This window comes from Companilactobacillus bobalius, assembly GCF_009764355.1.
Genome location: NZ_LNUA01000077.1, coordinates 153737 through 175643, shown reverse-complemented (window position 1 = coordinate 175643; position 21907 = coordinate 153737). Strand labels below are relative to the sequence as shown.

The window sequence follows — 21907 nt, the reverse complement described above, 5'->3', positions numbered from 1 at the left end:
GACGTTTTGTCTCCGTGATGTTGTTCTACTGCTGCTGTTGCTGGGATAGGTGTTCTACTGCCGTCTTCCACAAAAATTGGGAATGCCTTGGAACGCCATGGGCACGATTTGAAACTAATAATCTTACACTTTGTGTAAGATTATGGATTTCCAAAGTCGGCCTCATTGTAAGTGGCATAGCCACTTACAATGATCTCATGGCTGAAGGTATTCCCAATTTTTGTTCCAGACTGAAGAGTATTTCAATTTTTTATCTGAGAAATATGATTTGGTTTGTTTCCTTTCAATTTATATGATTTTTTCTATATCGATATTTCCAAATTGAAGTTAATTTTATTACATGCACTTCAACTTGGATTGTTCCTCTATACTCTTTCCATTAACATCTCTATCATTTCTGAATTGCAAAAAAAGCAACGCCATTTCATTCTCAATTGTAATTAGTTTTCCACTTTATCTACACAAGATATGTACATTCACTCCAAACAGGACCGTTCACTAGTCTGGAGTAAAAGTTGAAAATGCGGTCAGCTGTGAAATCATTGTTAGCGGCTTTGCCGGTTACAATGAGGCCGGACTTGGAGATCCATTATTTTGCACGGAGTGTGAAATAATTAGCTTCAAGCCGTGCCCACAGCGTTCCACCAGCATTTTCAATTTTTACGGAAGACGGCACTTTACACCAACAAAAAAATAGCACCTACCGGAAACTACCCAATAGATGCCATTTATTTTGTCCCACAAAGGAACTTTATTTTTGATTCTTAATTTCTTGAATTAACTTAGCTTGTGCTTCGGCTTTAAATTCTTTTTGAGCTTGTTGAATAACTTTCTTTTGTTCGGCTGATGTCATAGTTGGATTTGCTTGCATTGCTTTGGCTACTGCTGCCTTCACGTAAGTTTGTCCTTCTTGTTTCATTTGAGCTTTGAAAGTTTTACTCTTCATTTTCTTTTGTAGTTGACTAGCTTGTGTTGTTGTCAAAACTAACCAATCATTACCGACTTTAAAGGTATTTGTTTGTTTAACAAATTCTTTGTTGTTATCGGAAATTCCAAAGAGGAATGAATAGAAACCGTTCTTGTACTCCCAACGTGTTGTTTTCTTTGTTAATGTAGCGGCTGAATAATTTCCAGTCTTTACTACGTTCTTAACATTTACATCAACTTTAGTTGTTTGTGGTTTCTTAGCTTTAGCAGTTTCAGGCGTGCGATAAACATAAACACTCTCTTTACCACTTGTACCCAACTTTTTCTCTAAAAGTAAGTTAGATCCCTTTTGAACGGATTGAATCTGATAAGTCTTTTCATTGGTTACTTTTTCCATTCCAAAATGACCATATTCATTTGAAATCAAGAGTACCAAACTTATGATGAATAAAGCGATAAATGTGAATGATAGTCCATATCCCACTTTTTTATTCTTTAAAAAGACAGCGAAGAAATATGCTAATCCTGCACAGATTAAAATTGTAATTAAAATCATTATTCTTCACCTGCCAATTCTGTTTTCCTCAATTGATCAGTATCGATTGTCTTTGATTTAGCACTGCCCTTAACCATAAATGTGATCAAGAATCCAATCAAACAAAAGACAATAGCAACGGCAAAGGCTGCGTGATATCCGCTCAATGTAGCATTGAAGAATTTATCTTTATATTCCAATGGTGATGCCTTAAGAATGGCATGTCCTGGTTTTAAGTTGTTTGTAACGTTAGTCAAGACACTGACCAAGATAGCTGTACCCATAGAACTGAAAACTTGTCTAACAGTATTATTAACGGCTGTACCATGACTCATCAAGTTGAATGGCAATGCATTCATACCATCAGTTGTAACGGGCATCAAGACCATTGAAATACCAAACATACGAATCATGTATAGCACCACGATATCTAAAACAGGTGTGCTCTTTGTTAAGAACAAGAATGGAATTGTACCGGCTGTTAATAAGAACATACCCATACGTGCCAAATCTTTTGGTCCATATTTATCAAAAGCGTTACCAGTAATTGGACTCATAACACCAATCATCAAGGCACCTGGTAACAAAGTTAATCCAGAATGGAAAGCTGACATGCCTTTAACGATTTGTAAGTACAATGGAAGCACCATTTCAACTCCGACCATGGCCATATTTGTAACTGATGACAAAGCGGCCGCAATCGCAAACTTCTTTTCTGTGAAAACACGTAATTCCAAGAATGGTGTATCCATATGTAATTGGCGATAACCAAATAATAGAATGAAAATAATACCAACAACGATTGAGCCAATAACCTTCATTGAACCCCAACCATCATCACCAACAGATGAGAAACCATAAAGAATGGCACCAAATCCAAGTGTTGATTCGATTAGTGAAAGTACATCTAATTTAGTACGACGTGTTTTGATAACAGGACGCATGAAAAAGAATGCCAAAATCAAAACGATGATGACAATAGGAATAATCATTCCGAAAAGTTGTCTCCATGAAGAGTTATCAATAATGAAACCTGAAAGTGTAGGTCCAATAGCTGGAGCAAGTCCAATAACTAAACCACCTAGACCCATGGCAGCACCACGTTGATTAGCTGGGAAAATTGATAACATAACCACTTGCATAAGTGGCATTGTAATACCAACACCGACAGCTTGAATCAAACGTCCGGCTAAAATAGTTCCGAAGTTTGGTGCTGTAAAACACATAATTGTACCGACTAAGAAAGTCGACATTGCAATAATATATAAAATCTTTGTACTAAAATTGTTACTTAACCAAGCAGTAACAGGAATCATAATTCCGTTAACCATCAAAAATCCAGTTGTTAACCATTGAACGTCGGAAGTAGTAACACTAAATTCCTTCATCAAGGTTGGAAAGGCGGTGGTTAAAATTGTACCGTTTAAAACAGTACAGAATGTACCAACAAGAAGCACTAAAACCAAAAGATTACGGTTAAAGGGTTTCCCGTGTGCATCCACAATTGCTTTATCATTATTCGCCATAATAACAAAATTCCTCTTCTCTATAATTATTTAGAAGGTATTTCGATGTCATCAAGGTTCTTGTAAACCTTCATCAAAATACTCTCTAATTCTGTTTGTTCCTCAGAAGTTATGCCTTTAAAGATTGCATCATTACTCTCACTGAAAGCCTTGCGCACTTCACCATAAAGCTCTGAACCTGCTTCAGTAATGCTAACAATCTTCTTACGACGATTATTAGGATCAGCATGCCGGGATACAAATCCGCGATCCTCAAGTTTTTTTAACGAACGGGCAATACTGGCACCATCAAACAATGTGATCTCACCAATTTTATCCTGACTACATTCACGTCTTTTATAGACAATAGCTAGTAAAATACTTTCAAAAGCATTTAAATCTTCTTTTTTCAAATAGCTAGCCGCGATTCGCTTCCTGATCATGGTGTATTTCATCACGAAACCAATCAAATTATAGTCATCCATAAATCTACCTCATTTTCTTCAAAAAAAACTTTAATTTTTTTAGAACAAAAAATATGCTACACCCGACTCTTGATAAAATCAAGAGTTAAGCATAGCATTTTTCTGTAAAAGTGTTTTTATTTTCAGAAACTAGTCGAAATAATTAACACCAATAGCTTTTCTTACTTCTGTTAAAGTTTGGTTAGCAACGATGTTAGCATTGTCGCTACCCTTTTTAAGAATATCGTAAACACCAGGAATATCCTTTTCGTATTCGGCACGGCGATTGCGGATTGGTTCTAGAATTTCTTGTAGGACATCATTCAAATAACGTTTTACTTTAACGTCACCTAAACCACCAGCCTGATATTGTGCCTTTAATTCAGCAATTTTTTCTGTATCTGTTCCGAAAGCATCTAAGTATGTAAAGACAGTGTTACCTTCAATTTTACCTGGGTCTTCAACATGAATGTGATCTGGATCAGTATACATAGACATAACTTTCTTAGTCACAACATCAGCAGGATCTGATAAGTAGATACAATTACCTAATGATTTACTCATCTTGGCGTTACCATCAATACCAGGTAATCTACCTTGGCCCTTAGGTGGGAAGACTCCTTGAGGCTCAACCAATGTGTCAACATTATAAGTGTTATTGAAGGTACGAACTATTTCACGAGCTTGTTCCATCATTGGTTCTTGATCATCACCAACAGGAACTGTGTCAGCTTTGAAAGCTGTAATATCAGCTGTTTGACTAACTGGATATGTTAAGAATCCAGCAGGAATACTTTGTCCAAAACTCTTTTGTTGAATTTCTGATTTAACAGTAGGATTTCTTTCCAAACGAGAAACAGAAACAAGATCAAGATAGTACATTGTCAATTCATTTAAAGCAGGAATTTGTGATTGTACTAAAATGTTAGTTTTGCTAGGATCAATTCCTACAGAAAGATAATCAAGGGCAACTTGAATTAAACTATTACGAACTTTTTCTGGATTTCTAGCATTGTCAGTGAAGGCTTGCATATCAGCAATCATGACAAACATTTTGTACTTGCCCTCGTTTTGAAGTTTCACACGATTCTTCAATGAACCTAAATAATGTCCAATGTGCAACTTACCTGTGGGACGATCCCCTGTCAAAATAGTATTTGTTTTCATATTTTTCCTCCTGGATTCATTAATGCAAAAACATTTTTGAGGTGGTATAATGGCTCTCCATAAAAAAAGCGTCCTATTATATTAATAATAGGACGCTTAAACGTGGTGCCACCTGTTTTGTAGAGTATACTCTACCACTCAAAGTTATAAGGTAACTAGCCATACCCATTTCCCAAAACAAGGTTGATAACTTTTTCAGCCATGAAGTTATTCTCTAAAAGCAACTACTTGAATTAGTACTCAAAAATGCTTATGCTTTAATGTACTCTAATTGCTATTAGCATAATTAAAAAATGACAAATTGTCAACGAGGGGTATTTTAATGACGATTAATCAATCTAAAGAATCAGAACAAAAGCGTGTCGACCAAGTCGCTGGAAAAATTGAACGACAGATTGAACGTGTTGATGCCAGTATTGCACAGGCACACAAGGAAACTAGCCGTATCGAACGTAATTACGGTGAAAATACCAAAGTTAATACCACTGAAGTCGATGACCAAATGGAAACTAACGCTTCCGTTCAACAACAGAAACAATTGGTTGCTTTGGCCGTTGAAAATGAAAATATTTTAAATGCTAATCGTCTCAAACTAGAAAATCTCCAAGGTTCTCCTTACTTTGGGCGAATTGATATTGTCGAAGATGGTGAAGAAGATACGCTTTACATAGGTACTTCTACACTTCAAGATGATGATGGCGAATTTCTAATTTACGATTGGCGAGCTCCCATTTCTGGTATCTACTATAACGGTACTTTAGGAAACGTTACGTATCCCACTCCCAACGGTACTGCTGAAGTCGAATTGAAAAAGAAACGTCAATTCCAGATTGTTCATAACAAAATTCGGAATATGTTTGATACCAATGAAACTGTTGGCGATGAAATTCTTCAATCAGTTTTAAGTGAATATAGCGATGAATATCTAAAAAGTATTGTCGCAACCATCCAACATGAACAAAACATCATTATTCGTGATACTCGCTCTGATGTCCTTCTAGTTCAAGGTGTAGCCGGTTCAGGTAAGACTTCAGCTATCTTACAACGTGTCGCTTACCTGCTTTATCATAGCCGCACAACGATGAATGCTGACAACATTGTTCTCTTCTCCCCTAATAAATTATTCAGTAATTATATTTCTGAAGTTCTTCCTAGTTTGGGTGAACGAAATATGCGACAGGTCACTCTCAACGAATTCATTTCGCTCCGTCTAACGGGTGTTCAAGTAGAAACACTCTTTGACCGTTACGAAAAAGATGAACGCAATCTGCCAGAAACAACTATTAAGATGCGTTTATACAAAGAAAGTGGCGATTTTCTAGAACATTTGGAACAATTGGAAAATGATCATCGTGAACACACACCATATTTCGAAGACATTATTTTTGAAGGTAAGCCATTCTTTACCGGTGATGAAATTGCTGAAATTTATCAAAGCACTAATCCGGCCTACCACATCCCTGACCGTTTTCTGAAAACTAAAAATGCTTTGATCAAACGTCTACAAGGAAGAATTCATAAAGACCGCAATGAAGATTGGGTTCAAGCTGAAATTGACAACTTGTCTGATGAAGATTTCCAACAAATCATTACAGACCACAATATTGAGGAATCAGCCAACCAACGAGAAATTATTGCCGAGGAATTCTTGCGTGAACGTTACGCTCCAATTTACAACGCTCTACTTAATAACTATTTCTTCAACCCTTACAAGGAATATCTTTACTTACTTAACAAGATGCAACAAAATTTAGTTTCTGACAGTATTTGGCAAACTATGATCGAATCAATTGATGATCAAATCGAGGCTCATAAATTAAATCTTAGTGATTCAGTTGCCATTCTTTATTTAAAAGATTTCGTTACCGATGGTGGTATTAACCATGCCATTCAACACATCTTTATTGATGAAGTTCAAGATTACACGATGGCACAGTTAAAATACATTTCTCATGCTTTCCCTAACGCTAAGATGACCTTGTTAGGCGACCGTTCACAAGATGTTTTGACTAGTTCCTATCGTAAAAATGATTTAGTCACTGAAGTTAATGAATTGTTCAAAAAGAAGCGTATTACTACAATCACTTTGAACCAGAGTTATCGTTCAACTGCTGAAATAACCAACTTTGCCAAAAAATTATTACCAAACGGCGATGAAGTTAAAGCCTTTTCTCGTCAAGGTGAAGATCCTGTTATCAAGATTTTCAAAGATGGTGACTACTATCAAGGTTTGAAAGAAACAGCTAAAGAACTGAACAAGAAGTATGATACAGTTGCAATTCTAGCTCGTAATCAGGCTCAAGCTGAACAGATTTACACCCACTTCAGCGATGAATCTATCGTTACATTAGTTGATGCTGACTTCCGTTCCATTCCTAAGGGGATTCTAATTTTACCAATCTATTTGGCTAAAGGATTGGAATTCGATGCTGTTATTGGTCATGATGTTTCAGCTAAAAACTATCCTGATCTTCGTAGTACTGATGTTTTGTACACAATTTGTACTCGAGCAATGCATAGTTTGACTTTGTGCGTTGACGGTGAATTGTCACCCTTGCTTCAAAAGGAACCTCAAAAATTAATTTCTGAAAACTAATCTTAAGTAATATAAAAAGTCGACCTTGGTTTGGTCGACTTTTTTGATGTTCTTTTTTTGGATAACCAATGTGCTTGGCAATATAGTGGAAACGAGTTACGTAGGCCAGATTCCTGTGCTTTGCCTGACTTCACAAACTGTCTGCTACGCAGCCAATTCGCAAAGTCCTGCAAATGCTCAGAATCTAAACAAGCCTACTGCACTCTCTATCAAAACGAGCTACGCAGGGGCAACCTCCTGTGGTTTGCTACAGAACTGAAATCATCCGCAAATTCAGCGGCTAATTCCAGTTCTTAGGCAAATCCTCAGAGGCTGACCGCCCCTGCTTCGCTCTCTCTATATAATTACAGTCCCTACTGCAGCACTGACCATGGCTACGAATATCGCCATTTTTTCATCTTTGGTATACAAATATGTTAATGCGTAACACCAACCTAGAGCCATCATCATTAAGAATTGTAAGATTGACCCTGGTAAACTTATAACTCCAGCTATAATTCCACTAAAAATAATTCCCATTACGGCGCTGTATGCTGAACTTTCTCTAAAGAAATAATTGAAGAAAAAGCCAGTTTGCACCAACTGCTGCTGAATCGCAACTACAAAGACGTTTGCAATCATATTAAACACAAATACTTTTTGATCGGAGCTAGCTATATCATCGTTTTGGAAGCTTGGCAGTTTCCCAGTTACTTGTAAATAACTAACCATGATTCTTAACAAGCAAACCATTACAATCATCAAACTAACTAAACCGATGTTAGAAACTAGTGAATAGGCAAAGCCCTCCGCTGTATCTGAAAATGATTTTTCTTCACGGACATATTTTCTAATCATTAAAAACAAGGTAAATAGTCCAATTAGGAAAAATATAACGGTAATCGGTATATTCAATCCCTTTTGGGTGGCAGCCGCGTTTTTAAACATCAGTGTAACAATAGAAAATACTATCCAAATTATATATCTGACAAAATCTGTACTTGGGGATTCTCCTACGCGCATAATAAATTCTTCCAATCAATAATTTTACTTTGCCATTATATCATACGCTAATACTTCATTTTAGAGGCGTTTTACATTATTATGGAGAGAGCTACTTAGGGGAGAATCTGCTCATGGATAAAAAACAACGGATTTTTTATTTAGATTTTATTCGTGTCATCGCTATTCTTTTAGTTATATTCATACACGTATCAACGATTGACACCACTAAACATATTGGAACTACCGACTGGCAAATCATAAAAATGCTTAACTATTTTGCCCACATCAGCGTTCCTATTTTTTTTATGATTTCTGGTACTTTAATTCTCAATAGTCCAAAAACTTTGTCTTTAAAGTACACTTGGCAAAAAAGAATTCCTCGAATCGTCATCCCTTTTGTTATCTGGTCGATAATCTTACCAACTGTTATCAGTTTGACGTCTAATTTATTATCAACTAATGATGTTTGGGGACGATTGAAATTCATTCTCAACAAACCCACCATACCGGTTTTTTGGTTTATGTATCCTTTAATCGGCGTCTATATTTTGTCTCCGATCATTAAAACTTTCGTTGATAACGCTAGTCTTAAAATGTTATTTTACGTCACTAGTGTTTGGTTAGTTACCTGTTCATTATTACCATCAGTTAACGTTATGATGGGAAAAGATATGAAACATGTTTTCCAATTATCACCAGTTTCAAACTTTTTATTAATTGGCGGTTTTACTGGTTATTTCATTCTAGGATATTTATTGAGTCAAATGGATTTCAGAAATATCAGTAGTTTTGCTTTGTTAACTCTATTTATTGGAATTGGTACTTTCGGGAACTTCTTTTCCGAATCAGTTCCTAAAACCTTTGACACGAACAATAGTTACTATGTGACTTCTCTTTTCATTCCTATTATGTCGATTGCAGCTTTCATTTTGCTGCAGAAATGGGGGAACAGTATACGTTCTCGAGGAGTGATTAATTTCTTTGAAAGTTTAGCACCATTAGTTTTCGGAATTTATTTATTACATTATTTAGTCATATTTTTCATTGAACCTTGGTTTTTCAAAAATACCAATCTACGTGGTATCCCCGCAACTTTTCTACGTTATATTGTTGTGGTTTTTATTACTATAGTGATTATTCGAGTAGTCAGTTTCATTCCTGGCATTAATTACTTACTCACCGGCCATACGAGGTCAAAAAAATAGGCGATTTCCAATTGGAATCGTCTATTTTTGTACACTAGTTTTTCTTAGTTTTTGTCGTCTTTAATAAAAAACCAAAAATAATTAAGAAAACTCCTGCAATAGTTGCAAAGATGCTTGAAGCTTCACCAGTCTGTGGCAATGTTCCAGCTTCGTCAGATGTACCAGTAGCTGGTGTTTCTGAATCACCTTTGTTACCAGAAGTATTTGGCAATAAGCCCTCTTCAGCATTGTTTTCAGATTGACTACCTTCAGAACCACCATTGATTAGATTTTGGTTGCCATCTTCACCAGTTGTTGTTTCCTCAGAATCAGAATCTTCTTCCTCTTCTTTGTCAGTACCTGGAGTTACGCCATTATCTTCTTCACCAGGTTTTTCTTCGTCAGGTGTTCCACCGTTTTCATCAGTACCTGTGGTGTCATCTTCGTCTTCATTATTATTGTTATTTTCTTCAGGATTTTCAGGATCTGTAGAATTGTCGCCGTCGTTATCGTCGCCATCTTCATTTCCGTTGTTATCCTCATTATTGTTCTCGTCAGGATTCTCGGGGTCTGTGGTATCACCACCATTATCCTCGTTGTTATTTTCATCAGGTTCCTCGACTAGATTACCATCTTCATCGATATCCATTTCTTCTTCGTCAGGTTCTTCAATATTAGAACCATCATTCTCATCTGGCTTTTCTTCATCGGGTTCTTCTACTTCATTAGGGAACCAATCTACTTCACCAGGAATAACAACTGGTTTTTCAAACTCAGTTTCAATATCTGAGTTGTCCTGTAGATCCCATCTATGAGTTTCACCACCGGCAACATTAACCTTATCAGCAACTATATTTCCATCTAAGTTTTGATGAATATTTATAGTAGCGTCAGGTGCTAAGATACTACCTTGGAATGGACGATTAATTTCAATATCACCCGCATATTGATTGTCTTCTGCACTGCTATCATAGAAGTTCCATAATAAGTGATTATCGTCAAAGAATTCTGTTTCCTGATTTGGACGTTCAACATTGTTACTGCCGTCACCATGGTTATAAACCAATTTAATTTGTGAATTAACATTAAGTGGATTTACACCTTTTCCATCAACATTGATAATAACGGTTGTTCCACCCTTATCAGAAGACAATCCCGCAATAATTAAAGGAGTATCCATATCCAATACATCTGAATCAAGATCAATCACAATTTGATTATTGGTAGGTTCATAGTTTTCCAAATTGATAACACGCTGATTACGATCTGGAAAATCACTATTCTTTATACTTACAGTAGTATGACTGTTAGCTAAATCAGAAGAAGCTTGTTCTAGCTCTTCAAAGTATTCCTTGAAATCAATATACTTATTTGTACCCTTATCTTGGTAGATTTCATCGTTATCTAGATGATCAATCTTTGTTCCATTAACTGACGGATTACTACCATTCTCACCTAGCTTAATATCATTATCGGCACCAAAGATAACCTTATTCGATCTACTATCAGTTTTATTAACAAACGAACTATTTGCTAAATTATGAACATTCTCAACATATGAAATATCCTTATCCACTAATTTATCTTCAGTAACATTAGTACCAAAGTTAACATTGCCATATAGATTTCCAACAGCAACATTACCGTTAGTATGCACATTTAAGGTTGCTTCATTAGCAAAAATATGGAATTTAGATGCATATCCTAGTTTATTGTTAGCAACATCTGGAAAATCGTCAGAAATATGTCCACCATTTTGAACGGCTGCATTTTCAGATTGTGTGACTACACCACTAGTAGAACTTTGAGTAGCAACTGGAGCCTGAGCTGTAGCTGAGCTTTGAGCAGATGCAGTTTGTGTTGAATTTGTTGAATCTGCTGTTTTTGTAGTATCTTGCACTGTACTTTGTGTAACTGCTCCCTTAGCAGTTTGTGCATTATTACCACTAGTCTGGTTTTGATCAGCCTGATTACCAGTACTTTGGGCTGTAGCAGTTGTGCTATCTGAAGTGTCATCAGCACTTACAGTTGTAGCACTCATCCCTGTTAGCACTACCGCACTTATAGCAACGCACGACAAAGCCCATTTTTTCCCTTTTCTCATTAACATAATCAACTAAATCTCCCTCATTGAATTTAGAATAACCATTATTATCTAATAAAACTGGTAATAATTATATTTATATCGATTATTACGCTACTATTTTTTATTGTCAAATAGCGATTTATTTAATGAGAATTAATCATTTCTTCAGTCTTATAGTTTCGATTATCGCGATTCCCAAAGCCATGATAGAGATTATCCCTAATCCCGTAAATCCAATCTTAGAATACAGAATTGCTCCAATTAATGAACCTAAGGTTAGTCCCAAGTATAGAAATGAGCTATTAAAGGACATCACCGTCGAACGTTTATCTGGAACAACTCCCACAATGTAAGTTGTTAAGGCAGTTACACCCAATCCTTGAACCAAGGCCAATAATATAAGAAAAATTATTATTCCCCATAACTGATTTTGCCAAATCACCAATCCTAAAATGAAAATCATTGATAAGAAACCATTGATGATGACATCTTTCATCGCTCCTAATTTTGATAGCAAATGACCGCCGCAAAAACTGGCAATGAAATTACTTAATCCATAGACGATAAAGATATTGCCCGTTTGAGCTGTATTGAAATGAAAGTTCTGATTCAAAAAGGTACCTAAGAAGGTATAAATCAAATAAAAACCAAACATCCAAACCAAATTGATCGACAGAGATAATAAAGCTCTCCTTGATTTGACCAACGTTTGGAAACTAGCTAAGTATTTCAGTTTACCCTGATTTCCTTTTAGACTGGGAACGACTAATAACAGTACTCCGAAGGCCATCAATGTTAGTATTATCGAACCCCAAAAGGCCATATGCCAATTGGACAACTGCGATAATAATGTACCTAAAGGTACACCGATAGCAATCGACAACGATAATGCTGACATTGTAATTCCCATTACGATATTCAACTTTTTCCCTGTAAAGTAACTACCAACAGTTGCCCAGACATTAGGCATTGTCACTGCTGCACCAATACCGGCTACAGCTCTACCAAAATAAAAGATTCCGATATTAGTAGCTTGTGCACAGATAAAACTACCTATTAAAAAAATCAATAATCCAGTTATTAAAAGTTTACGTTTATTAAACTTGTCTCCTAAAGGTCCGAAAAACGGACTACCCACGGCATAACACAAAGCGTAAATAGTGACTGCCAATGCTGCCTGCGAAGTTGTTACTGCGTAATCTTTTTCAATAGCTGGCAGCAATGGTGAGATTATGAATGAATCGGCTCCAATAACGAAAACGACTAAGAATAAACCGATGACCAACAAAATATCTTTAGATTTATAAGTATCATTTTGTTTCATAATCAATACTTCTTTCTAAATTTTATAAAAATTATTCTTAAGCATCTGCAATATAAATCCATAAATAAAAAAGTACAATATGGGAATTTAATGATACTGAGTATCAAAAATTTCCCGTATTGCACTTTCAAAATATTAGGTTCTCAACTGTTCTGATGATACAATTCAGCTGAATTTAATTACTGGAGGTCGATTATGGTTGCTGCTGATATGAGTACTAGACATGGTGAACGTTGCCCTTTGGACAGTACTCTCAAGATTCTTGATGGCAAATGGAAGTCCATTATTCTTTGTCGATTAATGCAACAAAAAGAGATGCGTTACAGCGAAATTCTTCAAACCTTGTCTGGGTGTACAAGACGTATGCTCTCCTTACAATTGTCCCAACTTGAAGCTGACCACATTATAAAAAAAGAGATCGACACGTCGTTTGTCCCCACTAAAACCAGTTATCACTTAACTGAGCTGGGACAATCACTTGTGCCGATCATTAAAGAAATGGACATCTGGGGTCAAATGTACCTAGATACCCTGTATAAAAATAAAGAATAACTAAATTAATTTTTTGATGTCACGATTCAAAATCATTAATTGTGAACCACAGAAAATTAAAACCAAGCCGGTTAATAAAATATCGATTCCACTCAAAACAATCAGAACCGTATTCCACATATCTCTCATCATATTCAAGGAAAAATAAAGATAGACGATAATAATTGGAATAATAATAACGAGATAGATAACCGTATAAACGTAACTCTTGTTGAAAATTAGATTCAAATCTAAATTGAATTTTTGCGTCTTCATATCCATCACATGAAAATGACGATCAATTAAATAAATTAGTCCTAAAGGATAGAAACCTAGAAACAAAGTGTACAAAAGTTGCATGCATATTCTCCAATGTATTTGATAGCTTAACATTATCGACTTCAAGTAAATGGCGCAAGCAATTCTAGCAATACTTTTATTTAGTTAGATTATTTATGAATATACTTATTGTCTAGCTTGAGTTCCTAATGCAAAAACAGCTACACAACCGAATCCAGTGTGACTAGAAATCGTCATTCCGATTGGATTAATTTGAATATCAGCTTTAGGAACTTTATTAATAATATGTCGTTTTACTGTTTCGGCAGCTTCCCAGTCACCACTAGTTGTGATGATAATTGGTTGATCAGGATCACTTTGAATCGCTGTTACTATCTTCTCTGCCAAAGTTAACAGTGATTTTTTTCGTGTTCTAATTTTTGAAACAAAACGTAATTTTCCTGCAGGATCAACATCTAACAATGGCTTTACTTTAAGTAGTGTTCCCAAAGTAGCTGAAGCGCGAGAGATACGTCCACCATGATAAAGATAAGTTAGATTATCAACCGTGAACCACTGTTGCAAGCGTAACTTGTTTTGATCAAACCAAGCAACTAAATCATCTAAACTAGCTCCGCTTTTTTGTAATCTGATTGCTTCTAAAACCAAGCGTCCCTCACCACCACTGGCGGCCAGCGTATCCACAATACGAATATTAGCATCAGGGAAGTCTTCTAATAGGATTTCTCTAGCCTGGTTAGCACTGGACATTGAACCACTTAAACCACCAGAAAAGCCTACATAAACAATTGCCATTCCTTGCTCTACATATTTCTTGAAGAACTCCAAGTATTCCCCAACATTAACCTGCGTCGTTGATGGCAAAACTCCCGCCTTGATTTGTTCATAAAACTTGTCTAATGGATAACTCTTACCGAAGTCATTGATAAGTTCTTTTCCATCGATTTCTGTATGAAAGTAAATTGCCTTAACATTATTTTCTTCCAAAAACTTTGCTGGCAAATCACATTCTGAGTCAGTTAAAATTTGATACATTTTATGTCCCCCTATAAAGGTTCCTCTAAATTCATTCCATAATAATACCATTTATCAAAATAATATACATTGCTTCTATACTTCTATCTGAATTCATAATAACAGTAAAAACAAATTAAAAATGTCATTTTGAAATTCTTTTTCCCACCACGACTATTTGTGATGGCAGCAAAGCTTGGGCAAACAAAAAATACCTAAACGCTGTCATACCAGCACTTAGATATTTTCAAATTTCAAGCCGTCTATCGGATTTGAACCGACGACCCCCACCTTACCATGGTGATGCTCTACCTATCTGAGCTAAGACGGCAATACATCTTCTACATTTTATCAAATTTATATCATGTAGAAAATGCTTTTAATTAAAATGCTTCAATAATTTCAGCGATACCTGTGGCAAAAAAGAAGAATGCCAACATGAAGACGATGAATCCGCCTGCTAGTACTGGGTTAAATAATAGGATGATCGCAAACAATAGATTCAAGCAAGCCAAAATCACGATGAAGATGTAGTACTTTTTGCCGAAGAAATGATAGAAACGAGATGTCAATATTTGTAAAACGGCATCTAGTAAGAACCAAATAGCGAACATGTAAACAATTGCTACAACTCCAACTTGCACGTGGGCAACAAAAATAATACCGATAATAATATCAACAACTGCTCCAAAAATGGTCCATCCGCTTCTGACACCTAAGAATTTAGTCATTTGAGAACCGAACCATAATTGATAAACTCCTCGTAAAATTGCGAAGAATCCAAATAATACGGCAATAGTCGACAAACTTCTTAATGGATACCATGTTACTAAATATCCGGCGTACAACGAAATTAAACCAATAATAAAACCAAACCAATCAAAACGTTTCTTTGGTTGACTCATATTTGTACCTCCCTTCCAAATACCAACAATTATTTTAACATTAAGAGTTATCAAAGTTGAGTGATATGCGCTATAATAGAATGGCTAATAAAATTTTTAGGCTAAACGAAAGGTTGAAAAATTGTCACCTAACAAAGAAAACTATTTAAAAACTATCTATGAACTAAACTATGATTTCACGAAAATCACTAATAAGCGTATTTCTGAAATCATGAATGTTTCCGCTCCATCTGTTACAGAAATGTTGAATGCTCTATCAGGCGAAGGCTACTTAACTCATTCACCTTACAATAAGATTGTACTTACTCCTAAGGGGAATAAAGTTTCTGAAAAACTAGTTAAGACTCATCGTCTTTGGGAAGTATTTTTGAACAAATGCTTGAAATACCCTGTTGATAACGTTCACCATAACGCTGATGCTTTGGAACATTCTTCAGATGACGATTTAATCGAACACTTGAATGACTTCTTGGGTCATCCTCAACGTTGTCCACATGGTGGGATTATTCCTGGTAATGGTCAAGGTGAAACAGATGCCGATGACAAATTGTTGAGCATGATTCCAGATAATACTAAAGTTCAAATTGTCAGAGTTTCTGATAATTACGACTTCTTACAATACTTCGGTAGCTTGAATCTCGAAATTGATGATACAATTACCGTTCTTAAACATGAAAAATTTGATAATTCCCTTGTTGTTGAAAAAGATGACGGATCAAAATTGACTATCGGTGCTAAAGCCATTGATTACATTTTCGTGGAATTACGTTAATAATTTCGTATAAAAAAGGACGAGAAAACCAAATTTGGCTTCTCGTCCTTTTTGCGTTGAATCTTTAATTATCCTTTTGCCTGATTTTGTTCATCACGTTCAAGCTCAATCAATTCACTCAAGTCATGACACTTTTTCAGAGCTTGACGATACTGTTCATGAATATCAGGATCTACTCGTCTTCCATCACCAGAAGGTACCATATGAATATCTTCAGTTTTAGCTTCAACAGATGTCTTAAAATACCACATCTTATAATGAAGAAAATCTAATTGATCCTGGAGGGTTTGAATCTGTTCTTCTACTGTCGTCGCTTCTTTCTCCAATAACTCATAACGATCCATCAACGTAACGTCACCCTGCATACATAAATCAATGAAGTGATGTATTTCAGTAATCGTCATTCCACATTTTTTCATGCATTCAATCACTTGCAAAAAGTTCAGATCATTATCCTTAAAACTTCTTCTACCTGCACTATCACGATCAACAAATGGTAATAGTCCCTTACGATCATAAAAACGTAAAGTTGAAGCTGGCAAATTCATTTCTTCCGCCACGTCTCCAATTGAATATCTCACTTTCAATTCCCCCTTGACTTGAACCATAGTTTAACTAGTAGTATAGCAGATGAGAATATGAATTTAACCATTACTGAAAGGAACTTAAAAAATGGAGAAAACAGAAATGCAAAAGTTATTAGACGGCGAATGGTATCGCCTTACTGATCCCGAAATTGCTGGTCGAAAAACAAGTTCGGCAGCTTTGTGCCAAGAATTTAACGCCATCCCCGAAAACGAACCAGAAAAACAAACTGCTAAAGCTCGTGAAATCTTTGGTTCTGCAGGTAAAAATTTAACAGTACATAGTCGTCTAACGGTTGATTATGGTAAAAATATTCACGTTGGTGACAACTTCTTATCTAACTATAATTTAACCATCTTAGACATTGCACCAGTCAACATGGGAGATAACGTCTGGATTGGTCCTGATACTGACATCTATACTGTCAATCATCCTTTAACTGCAAAGGGACGCCAACAAAGATTAGGAATCGGTAAAACTGTCAATATCGGTAACGATGTTTGGATTGGCGGACATTGTACAATCTGTCCCGGAGTTACAATTGGCAATGGCGTAGTAGTCGCCGCAGGAGCAGTCGTTACAAAAGATATTCCTGATAACGTATTGGTCGGTGGTCTTCCAGCCAAAGTAATCAAAAAAATTGAGCAGTAAAAAAGAGAATCGGATAACCGATTCTCTCTTTTTTCTACTATTTTTGTGTTTGTTGATTATTTTCAACGATTTTCTTATAGAAGACAGCCATAACTAATTGTTCGTATGGTTGTAACCAAACAGATAATAATTCATGTGTCATCGCATTAAGAATTTCCCAGAAGAAAAATTCAAAAATGATTGAAAAGTAAGTCCACTTATAACCACGCATCACGATAGTACTACGACTAAAACTCGAAAATGCCATGCGTAACGACCATTTTCCTTGGTCAGCTTGATCATCTTTGAAAACCAAGAATGACTGAGAAAAGATCACCAAGAACCAAATTCCGGGAAGTACATAAAGCATGAAGCCAGCTTCCAAAAATAGTCCTAATAACGCCGTTATGAAAAGTAGTGGAAAGAAATATCTACCACTAAATGCTTGTAAACTATCCTTAATAGCATTGATTTGATAATCAGGGTTTCTCAACTTATCAATCAAAGCATATGAAACACCGGCACAAACCATCATAAAGAAGAAAAAGAAAGCATATACTGCAACATTACTTTGTGGTGTTAAATTCAACATATATTGTGATGCTGAACCTGGATCATTTGCCATACTCATTGAAATCTCTGACAGACGACGGCTAGCCTGTTCTGGATCAGCTAAATTAACATTTATATTAGCCATCCAAGTTGTATAAATTTTCATTCCAAAATACACTGCTAGAAATCTCAACAGAATCGGAACGATATTAAGTGCAACATTCCCCTTAATATCCTTTCTAAAAGCACGATGTGCTTCACGTCTGACCTCAAAAGCAGATATTCGATTGTAATTAGCGTTATTCATTAAAATCCCTCACATTAGATAACGCCATTATAACAAAGATGGATTAACTAGACTAATTTACTTTATCGTGATTGGCGCCTTGGTAGTCTTGACCATTAATAAATTATTGGCATCAACCTTGTTCTGATAGGTGTTGCCATATTTTTTATCGAAGTATCGAACATAACCATGCTCACTCGTTAGATTCATTCCCTCAACACTAATTCCTGAACCAACGAAGTGACCGGCACCAAACATTCTAAAATCATTATGGTTCATCAAAGTTGTTTTAGAAATAGAAATTTTACTGTGGTTATTCAAAGACTTCAACGTATCCAAATTAGATTGTTTGATACTCATTTTAGACTCATCCAAATTAAAACTAGATTTTAAAATAGTTGAACCAGTAACCATAATTTCTGAATATGCACTAGCAACTAAATTAGCATTAGAAATTTTACTATTCTTCATTGTTAATTTGGCATCATACAAATTCATCTTCTCAATATTATTGATTGTAGCATCATTCATGTAAACATTAGAATCATAATCTAAGTCTTTAGCTGACTTGATAAAATTATCTATCGTTACATCATTTATTTTAATATTTCCTTCAGCAAGACGGACATTTACGTTGTCCAATGACTTATTCATAGGAATAGTTATCGTTACATTATTGTCATCCAGCAAATCAACACCGACATGATTCTTTCTATCCTGGCCCGTAACCGTTAAAGTATTATTTTTAATCTTGTAACTAGGCTCTGAGCCCTTTTCACCATCGATACGAATCTTATAACGGTCACCTAAACGGAAAGTGACATTAGTATTTTTACCTTCTACATAAACGTTTTTAAAATTATCTAGAGGGTAAGTTTCATCAATTTTTTGAACAACTTTAAATCCGTGATTCCAGACAACTGTTTTGTTTCCACCCATAATAAAACCGCCGAGTAATAATAAACCACCAACTATTAATAAATAAAACCCCGTCACAAAATACTTACGCATTTTCTTTTTCCCCCTTCATTGGAGTCTTTCTACCGTGAAGTAACTTCTTACCCAACCAACGGAAGAAAATGACAACTACACTAAAGAACCACTTCAACAAAGCAATCGTAATAGGAATCAAGAAGAAATCGATTCCTAAAACTGCTAGTCCCCCACCAATGTAGAAAATGGCTGTGGGAAATGACTGAAAAATAACCGATAGACCAATAAAAATTGCTCCAATACCACTAACTACTGAAACAGCGACCATAAACAAGAATATCAAAACAAACAATATCGCTAATCCAATTATCAAAGCCAGCATTAATATCACTACGAACGCAATTGGCAAAGCAATTGGTGATGCCATCAATGCTAACAAAACTAAACCAATCATCGTTAAATTCTTTTTAAAACGATCATTATTTGAAATATGTCCATTATCAATATTTTGATAATTCTGTTCTGACATTTTAATTGAGTAGTCCGCTAAAACCTTACGAGCCAAATTTTTAGGCGTTCCCAATTCATTAATAATTGCATCAGATGTACTCAATTTAGCATCAATTATATATTCTCGATAAAATTCAATCACATCTTGTTGTTCAGTCTCACTTAATTGATGCAGATATATTTTAAACTCATCAATATAAGAATCCATTGCTCTATTATTCATTATTCCCCTCCAAGATAGTATCAGTTGCCGTTTTTAATTCCTGCCAATTATTTCTGATTCTATCCAGTTGATCTCTACCTAAATCAGTAATTTTATAATAACGACGATTCCTACCTTCATAAGCCTCGTCATAAGTACTCAGCCAACCTTCTTTTTTTAACCGACGCAAAATCGGATACATGGTTGATTCAGAAATAGGAAATACCGTTTGGACTTTCCTAGTAATCGCGTACCCATAATAATCTTCACTTGTAAGCAGAGCTAAAACAGAACCCTCAAGTATCTCAGTTGAAACTTGAATTGCCATATTATCTCCTCATTTCTATCATACTATATGCCGTATAATATCGTTCAATCAATAATATTATTATAAAAAATAGTATAAGTCAATTTACCCCTTCATTTTGGATGATATAACATGCCGTCTTCCACAGAAAATTTTATTCTTTATTCCAATTAGTTTAGAAATCAGAAAGAATATCTATTAAGAATTCAATCAATCCATAGGAAATAAATTTGAATTTTTTCGAATAGATACTGTTATTTTTACTTTAAACATTTAGTAGACTGAATTGAAATAGAAACTCCAACTAATCCAGAACAACAATTAGGAATGCATTCAACCATGATATTATTGTTAATGGCTTTGCCATTTACAATAAGGCCGATCTTGGAGATCCATAATTTTGTCTACGGACAAAATTATTAGCTTCAAGTCGTGCCCATGGTGTTCCAATGCATTCCCAATTGTTGTGGAGGATGGCATATTTAACTTAAAAAACTTGACAATCTTTTTTCTACGTCGTACGATTATTGCAACATTTTAAAACAAATCTAAAAACGACGACAGAAGAGTAACTGAGCTAATTAGTCCAGAGAGTTAACATTGGTGCGAAGTTAACCTAATCCTCAGTGAAACACATCTGTAAGTTGAATGACTGAAACAAGTAAGTCATTTCGGTAGCACCGTTACAGCTGAAGTTATTGTAACTTCATGAGTCTAATATCGTGAGATATTAGAAATCAGAGGTGGTACCGCGAATATTCGCCCTCTTGGTCCTTTTGGATCAAGAGGTTTTTTTATTTGGGATAACCCTTATTTAGTGACAATAACTTCTTGAGGTTAATATCGTGAGGTATTAACAAATTAAGGTGGAACCACGTTAAAAACGTCCTTTAGCAAATTTGCTGAAGGACGTTTTTTTATGTCTTTAGTTAAAGGGGAAAAAGATTATGATGAATTATATTTTTGAAATTTTACCATCGCTTTTGAGCGGTACAGCCATGACTTTAAAAGTTTTCTTTTGGACATTGATTTGTTCACTACCACTAGGAGTTTTAGTTTCTCTGGGTCGTAGTTCAAAATTCAAACCACTAAGTTGGTTAGTTTCCTTCTACATCTGGGTTATGCGTGGAACACCTTTGCTACTACAACTAATTTTTGTTTTCTATGGCTTGCCTAATATGCCATTTGCTCATATCGTTTTTGAAAGATATGATGCCGCACTGTTTGCCTTCATTCTCAATTACACAGCTTATTTTGCTGAAATTTTCCGTGGTGGTTTCAGTACTGTCAGCAAAGGTCAGTTTGAAGGTGCTAAAGTTTTAGGCCTCAATTATTGGCAAACATTGAGAAAAATTATTATCCCACAAGTAGTTAAAATTGTACTGCCATCAATTGGTAACGAGGTTATCAATTTAGTTAAGGATTCATCCTTAGTTTACGTCATCGGTTTAGGCGATCTACTTCGTGCCGGAAACATTGCTAGTTCAAGAGACGTAACACTTCTACCATTAGTCTTGGTTGGTATCATTTACTTACTATTGACCTTGATCTGCACTTGGTTGTTAAAAGTTTTAGAAAAACATTTCAGTTATTACCGTTAGGAGAAAA

The 21907-nt window shown here is 35.4% G+C and carries 21 protein-coding genes, 1 tRNA gene and 1 other annotated feature; of the genes, 6 read left to right on the top strand and 16 right to left on the bottom strand.

Going from position 1 to position 21907, the window contains the following annotated elements:
* Positions 1 to 751: 751 nt before the first annotated feature.
* The 4 genes from ATN92_RS17250 to trpS form a co-directional block, all read right to left on the bottom strand.
* A complete protein-coding gene (locus tag ATN92_RS17250; protein ID WP_056954348.1) occupies positions 752 to 1483 on the bottom strand; it encodes a DUF4811 domain-containing protein in 732 nt (243 codons plus the stop codon).
* Positions 1483 to 2988 (bottom strand): MDR family MFS transporter, encoded by a 1506-nt coding sequence (locus ATN92_RS17245; RefSeq protein ID WP_056954346.1) that lies wholly within the window; start codon positions 2986 to 2988, stop codon positions 1483 to 1485. The genes ATN92_RS17250 and ATN92_RS17245 overlap by 1 nt, the downstream gene beginning before the upstream one ends.
* 26 nt (positions 2989 to 3014) lie before the next feature.
* Positions 3015 to 3452 carry a MarR family winged helix-turn-helix transcriptional regulator gene (locus tag ATN92_RS17240; protein WP_056954344.1) on the bottom strand — a complete coding sequence of 146 codons (438 nt, stop codon included), beginning with the start codon at positions 3450 to 3452 and terminating at the stop codon, positions 3015 to 3017.
* Positions 3453 to 3581: 129 nt separating this feature from the next.
* Positions 3582 to 4598, bottom strand: a complete 1017-nt coding sequence (gene trpS, locus ATN92_RS17235) for a tryptophan--tRNA ligase (protein WP_056954342.1) — start codon at positions 4596 to 4598, stop codon at positions 3582 to 3584.
* A 322-nt stretch (positions 4599 to 4920) separates the two neighbouring features.
* On the opposite strand from trpS, the gene helD reads away from it, so the two are divergent.
* Positions 4921 to 7194, top strand: coding sequence for an RNA polymerase recycling motor HelD (helD, locus tag ATN92_RS17230; RefSeq protein ID WP_056954340.1), 2274 nt, complete (start codon positions 4921 to 4923; stop codon positions 7192 to 7194).
* 336 nt (positions 7195 to 7530) lie between these two features.
* Here the strand turns inward: helD and ATN92_RS17225 are convergent, their stop codons facing one another.
* Positions 7531 to 8196 carry a CPBP family glutamic-type intramembrane protease gene (locus tag ATN92_RS17225; RefSeq protein ID WP_056954338.1) on the bottom strand — a complete coding sequence of 222 codons (666 nt, stop codon included), beginning with the start codon at positions 8194 to 8196 and terminating at the stop codon, positions 7531 to 7533.
* Positions 8197 to 8309: 113 nt separating this feature from the next.
* Here ATN92_RS17225 and ATN92_RS17220 point away from each other — a divergent pair, with 113 nt between their 5' ends.
* Positions 8310 to 9383: an acyltransferase gene (locus ATN92_RS17220; RefSeq protein ID WP_056954336.1), complete on the top strand. Its 1074-nt coding sequence runs from the start codon at positions 8310 to 8312 to the stop codon at positions 9381 to 9383.
* 34 nt (positions 9384 to 9417) lie between these two features.
* Here the strand turns inward: ATN92_RS17220 and ATN92_RS17215 are convergent, their stop codons facing one another.
* Together ATN92_RS17215 and ATN92_RS17210 are read right to left on the bottom strand one after the other, a co-directional pair.
* Positions 9418 to 11472 carry a collagen-binding domain-containing protein gene (locus ATN92_RS17215; RefSeq protein ID WP_056954334.1) on the bottom strand — a complete coding sequence of 685 codons (2055 nt, stop codon included), beginning with the start codon at positions 11470 to 11472 and terminating at the stop codon, positions 9418 to 9420.
* A 133-nt stretch (positions 11473 to 11605) separates the two neighbouring features.
* Complete coding sequence (locus tag ATN92_RS17210; protein WP_056954332.1) at positions 11606 to 12772, bottom strand: MFS transporter; 1167 nt, start codon at positions 12770 to 12772, stop codon at positions 11606 to 11608.
* 195 nt (positions 12773 to 12967) lie between these two features.
* On the opposite strand from ATN92_RS17210, the gene ATN92_RS17205 reads away from it, so the two are divergent.
* Positions 12968 to 13324: a winged helix-turn-helix transcriptional regulator gene (locus ATN92_RS17205; protein WP_056954330.1), complete on the top strand. Its 357-nt coding sequence runs from the start codon at positions 12968 to 12970 to the stop codon at positions 13322 to 13324.
* Here the strand turns inward: ATN92_RS17205 and ATN92_RS17200 are convergent, their stop codons facing one another.
* The 4 genes from ATN92_RS17200 to ATN92_RS17185 form a co-directional block, all read right to left on the bottom strand.
* A complete protein-coding gene (locus ATN92_RS17200; protein WP_056954328.1) occupies positions 13325 to 13663 on the bottom strand; it encodes a hypothetical protein in 339 nt (112 codons plus the stop codon).
* Positions 13664 to 13768: 105 nt separating this feature from the next.
* A complete protein-coding gene (locus ATN92_RS17195) occupies positions 13769 to 14638 on the bottom strand; it encodes a DegV family protein (protein ID WP_056954326.1) in 870 nt (289 codons plus the stop codon).
* Between the two features lie 236 nt (positions 14639 to 14874).
* Positions 14875 to 14948: transfer RNA gene (locus ATN92_RS17190), tRNA-Thr, on the bottom strand.
* Between the two features lie 52 nt (positions 14949 to 15000).
* The gene (locus ATN92_RS17185; protein ID WP_056954324.1) at positions 15001 to 15522 is read right to left on the bottom strand and encodes an HdeD family acid-resistance protein; all 522 of its coding nucleotides are present in this window, start codon (positions 15520 to 15522) and stop codon (positions 15001 to 15003) included.
* Positions 15523 to 15643: 121 nt separating this feature from the next.
* On the opposite strand from ATN92_RS17185, the gene ATN92_RS17180 reads away from it, so the two are divergent.
* Positions 15644 to 16294: a metal-dependent transcriptional regulator gene (locus tag ATN92_RS17180; protein WP_056954323.1), complete on the top strand. Its 651-nt coding sequence runs from the start codon at positions 15644 to 15646 to the stop codon at positions 16292 to 16294.
* A gap of 68 nt (positions 16295 to 16362) precedes the next feature.
* Here the strand turns inward: ATN92_RS17180 and ATN92_RS17175 are convergent, their stop codons facing one another.
* Positions 16363 to 16875 carry a MerR family transcriptional regulator gene (locus ATN92_RS17175; RefSeq protein ID WP_179207680.1) on the bottom strand — a complete coding sequence of 171 codons (513 nt, stop codon included), beginning with the start codon at positions 16873 to 16875 and terminating at the stop codon, positions 16363 to 16365.
* Positions 16876 to 16966: 91 nt separating this feature from the next.
* Between ATN92_RS17175 and ATN92_RS17170 the strand changes: the two genes are divergently transcribed.
* Positions 16967 to 17530 carry a sugar O-acetyltransferase gene (locus tag ATN92_RS17170; protein ID WP_056954321.1) on the top strand — a complete coding sequence of 188 codons (564 nt, stop codon included), beginning with the start codon at positions 16967 to 16969 and terminating at the stop codon, positions 17528 to 17530.
* A 37-nt stretch (positions 17531 to 17567) separates the two neighbouring features.
* On the opposite strand, the gene ATN92_RS17165 is transcribed toward ATN92_RS17170, so the two are convergent.
* Genes ATN92_RS17165 through ATN92_RS17150 form a run of 4 tightly spaced genes read right to left on the bottom strand, consistent with a single transcriptional unit; the run spans position 17568 to position 20320 of the window.
* On the bottom strand, positions 17568 to 18368 hold the full coding sequence (locus ATN92_RS17165; RefSeq protein WP_056954319.1) for a DUF975 family protein: 801 nt from the start codon (positions 18366 to 18368) through the stop codon (positions 17568 to 17570).
* A gap of 57 nt (positions 18369 to 18425) precedes the next feature.
* Positions 18426 to 19358, bottom strand: a complete 933-nt coding sequence (locus ATN92_RS17160; protein ID WP_056954317.1) for a DUF4097 family beta strand repeat-containing protein — start codon at positions 19356 to 19358, stop codon at positions 18426 to 18428.
* Positions 19351 to 20013, bottom strand: coding sequence for a DUF1700 domain-containing protein (locus ATN92_RS17155; protein ID WP_056954315.1), 663 nt, complete (start codon positions 20011 to 20013; stop codon positions 19351 to 19353). The genes ATN92_RS17160 and ATN92_RS17155 overlap by 8 nt, the downstream gene beginning before the upstream one ends.
* The gene (locus ATN92_RS17150) at positions 20006 to 20320 is read right to left on the bottom strand and encodes a PadR family transcriptional regulator (RefSeq protein ID WP_056954312.1); all 315 of its coding nucleotides are present in this window, start codon (positions 20318 to 20320) and stop codon (positions 20006 to 20008) included. Before ATN92_RS17150 ends, ATN92_RS17155 begins: the two co-directional genes overlap by 8 nt.
* Positions 20321 to 20847: 527 nt before the next feature.
* Positions 20848 to 21069 (top strand) — a binding site (T-box leader).
* 177 nt (positions 21070 to 21246) lie between these two features.
* Between ATN92_RS17150 and ATN92_RS17145 the strand changes: the two genes are divergently transcribed.
* A complete protein-coding gene (locus ATN92_RS17145; protein ID WP_054642386.1) occupies positions 21247 to 21900 on the top strand; it encodes an amino acid ABC transporter permease in 654 nt (217 codons plus the stop codon).
* The last annotated feature ends 7 nt before the right edge of the window (positions 21901 to 21907 follow it).

Bases quoted from the DNA above. Each gene is read 5' to 3' on its own strand.
- ATN92_RS17240 (WP_056954344.1), bottom strand. From the start codon at position 3,452: ATGGATGACTATAATTTGATTGGTTTCGTGATGAAATACACCATGATC.
- helD (WP_056954340.1), top strand. From the start codon at position 4,921: ATGACGATTAATCAATCTAAAGAATCAGAACAAAAGCGTGTCGACCAA.
- ATN92_RS17210 (WP_056954332.1), bottom strand. From the start codon at position 12,772: ATGAAACAAAATGATACTTATAAATCTAAAGATATTTTGTTGGTCATC.
- ATN92_RS17150 (WP_056954312.1), bottom strand. From the start codon at position 20,320: ATGGCAATTCAAGTTTCAACTGAGATACTTGAGGGTTCTGTTTTAGCT.
- ATN92_RS17165 (WP_056954319.1), bottom strand. From the start codon at position 18,368: ATGAATAACGCTAATTACAATCGAATATCTGCTTTTGAGGTCAGACGT.
- ATN92_RS17245 (WP_056954346.1), bottom strand. From the start codon at position 2,988: ATGGCGAATAATGATAAAGCAATTGTGGATGCACACGGGAAACCCTTT.
- trpS (WP_056954342.1), bottom strand. From the start codon at position 4,598: ATGAAAACAAATACTATTTTGACAGGGGATCGTCCCACAGGTAAGTTG.
- ATN92_RS17145 (WP_054642386.1), top strand. From the start codon at position 21,247: ATGATGAATTATATTTTTGAAATTTTACCATCGCTTTTGAGCGGTACA.
- ATN92_RS17200 (WP_056954328.1), bottom strand. From the start codon at position 13,663: ATGCAACTTTTGTACACTTTGTTTCTAGGTTTCTATCCTTTAGGACTA.
- ATN92_RS17195 (WP_056954326.1), bottom strand. From the start codon at position 14,638: ATGTATCAAATTTTAACTGACTCAGAATGTGATTTGCCAGCAAAGTTT.
- ATN92_RS17220 (WP_056954336.1), top strand. From the start codon at position 8,310: ATGGATAAAAAACAACGGATTTTTTATTTAGATTTTATTCGTGTCATC.
- ATN92_RS17155 (WP_056954315.1), bottom strand. From the start codon at position 20,013: ATGAATAATAGAGCAATGGATTCTTATATTGATGAGTTTAAAATATAT.
- ATN92_RS17170 (WP_056954321.1), top strand. From the start codon at position 16,967: ATGGAGAAAACAGAAATGCAAAAGTTATTAGACGGCGAATGGTATCGC.
- ATN92_RS17205 (WP_056954330.1), top strand. From the start codon at position 12,968: ATGGTTGCTGCTGATATGAGTACTAGACATGGTGAACGTTGCCCTTTG.
- ATN92_RS17185 (WP_056954324.1), bottom strand. From the start codon at position 15,522: ATGAGTCAACCAAAGAAACGTTTTGATTGGTTTGGTTTTATTATTGGT.
- ATN92_RS17250 (WP_056954348.1), bottom strand. From the start codon at position 1,483: ATGATTTTAATTACAATTTTAATCTGTGCAGGATTAGCATATTTCTTC.
- ATN92_RS17160 (WP_056954317.1), bottom strand. From the start codon at position 19,358: ATGCGTAAGTATTTTGTGACGGGGTTTTATTTATTAATAGTTGGTGGT.
- ATN92_RS17215 (WP_056954334.1), bottom strand. From the start codon at position 11,472: ATGTTAATGAGAAAAGGGAAAAAATGGGCTTTGTCGTGCGTTGCTATA.
- ATN92_RS17225 (WP_056954338.1), bottom strand. From the start codon at position 8,196: ATGCGCGTAGGAGAATCCCCAAGTACAGATTTTGTCAGATATATAATT.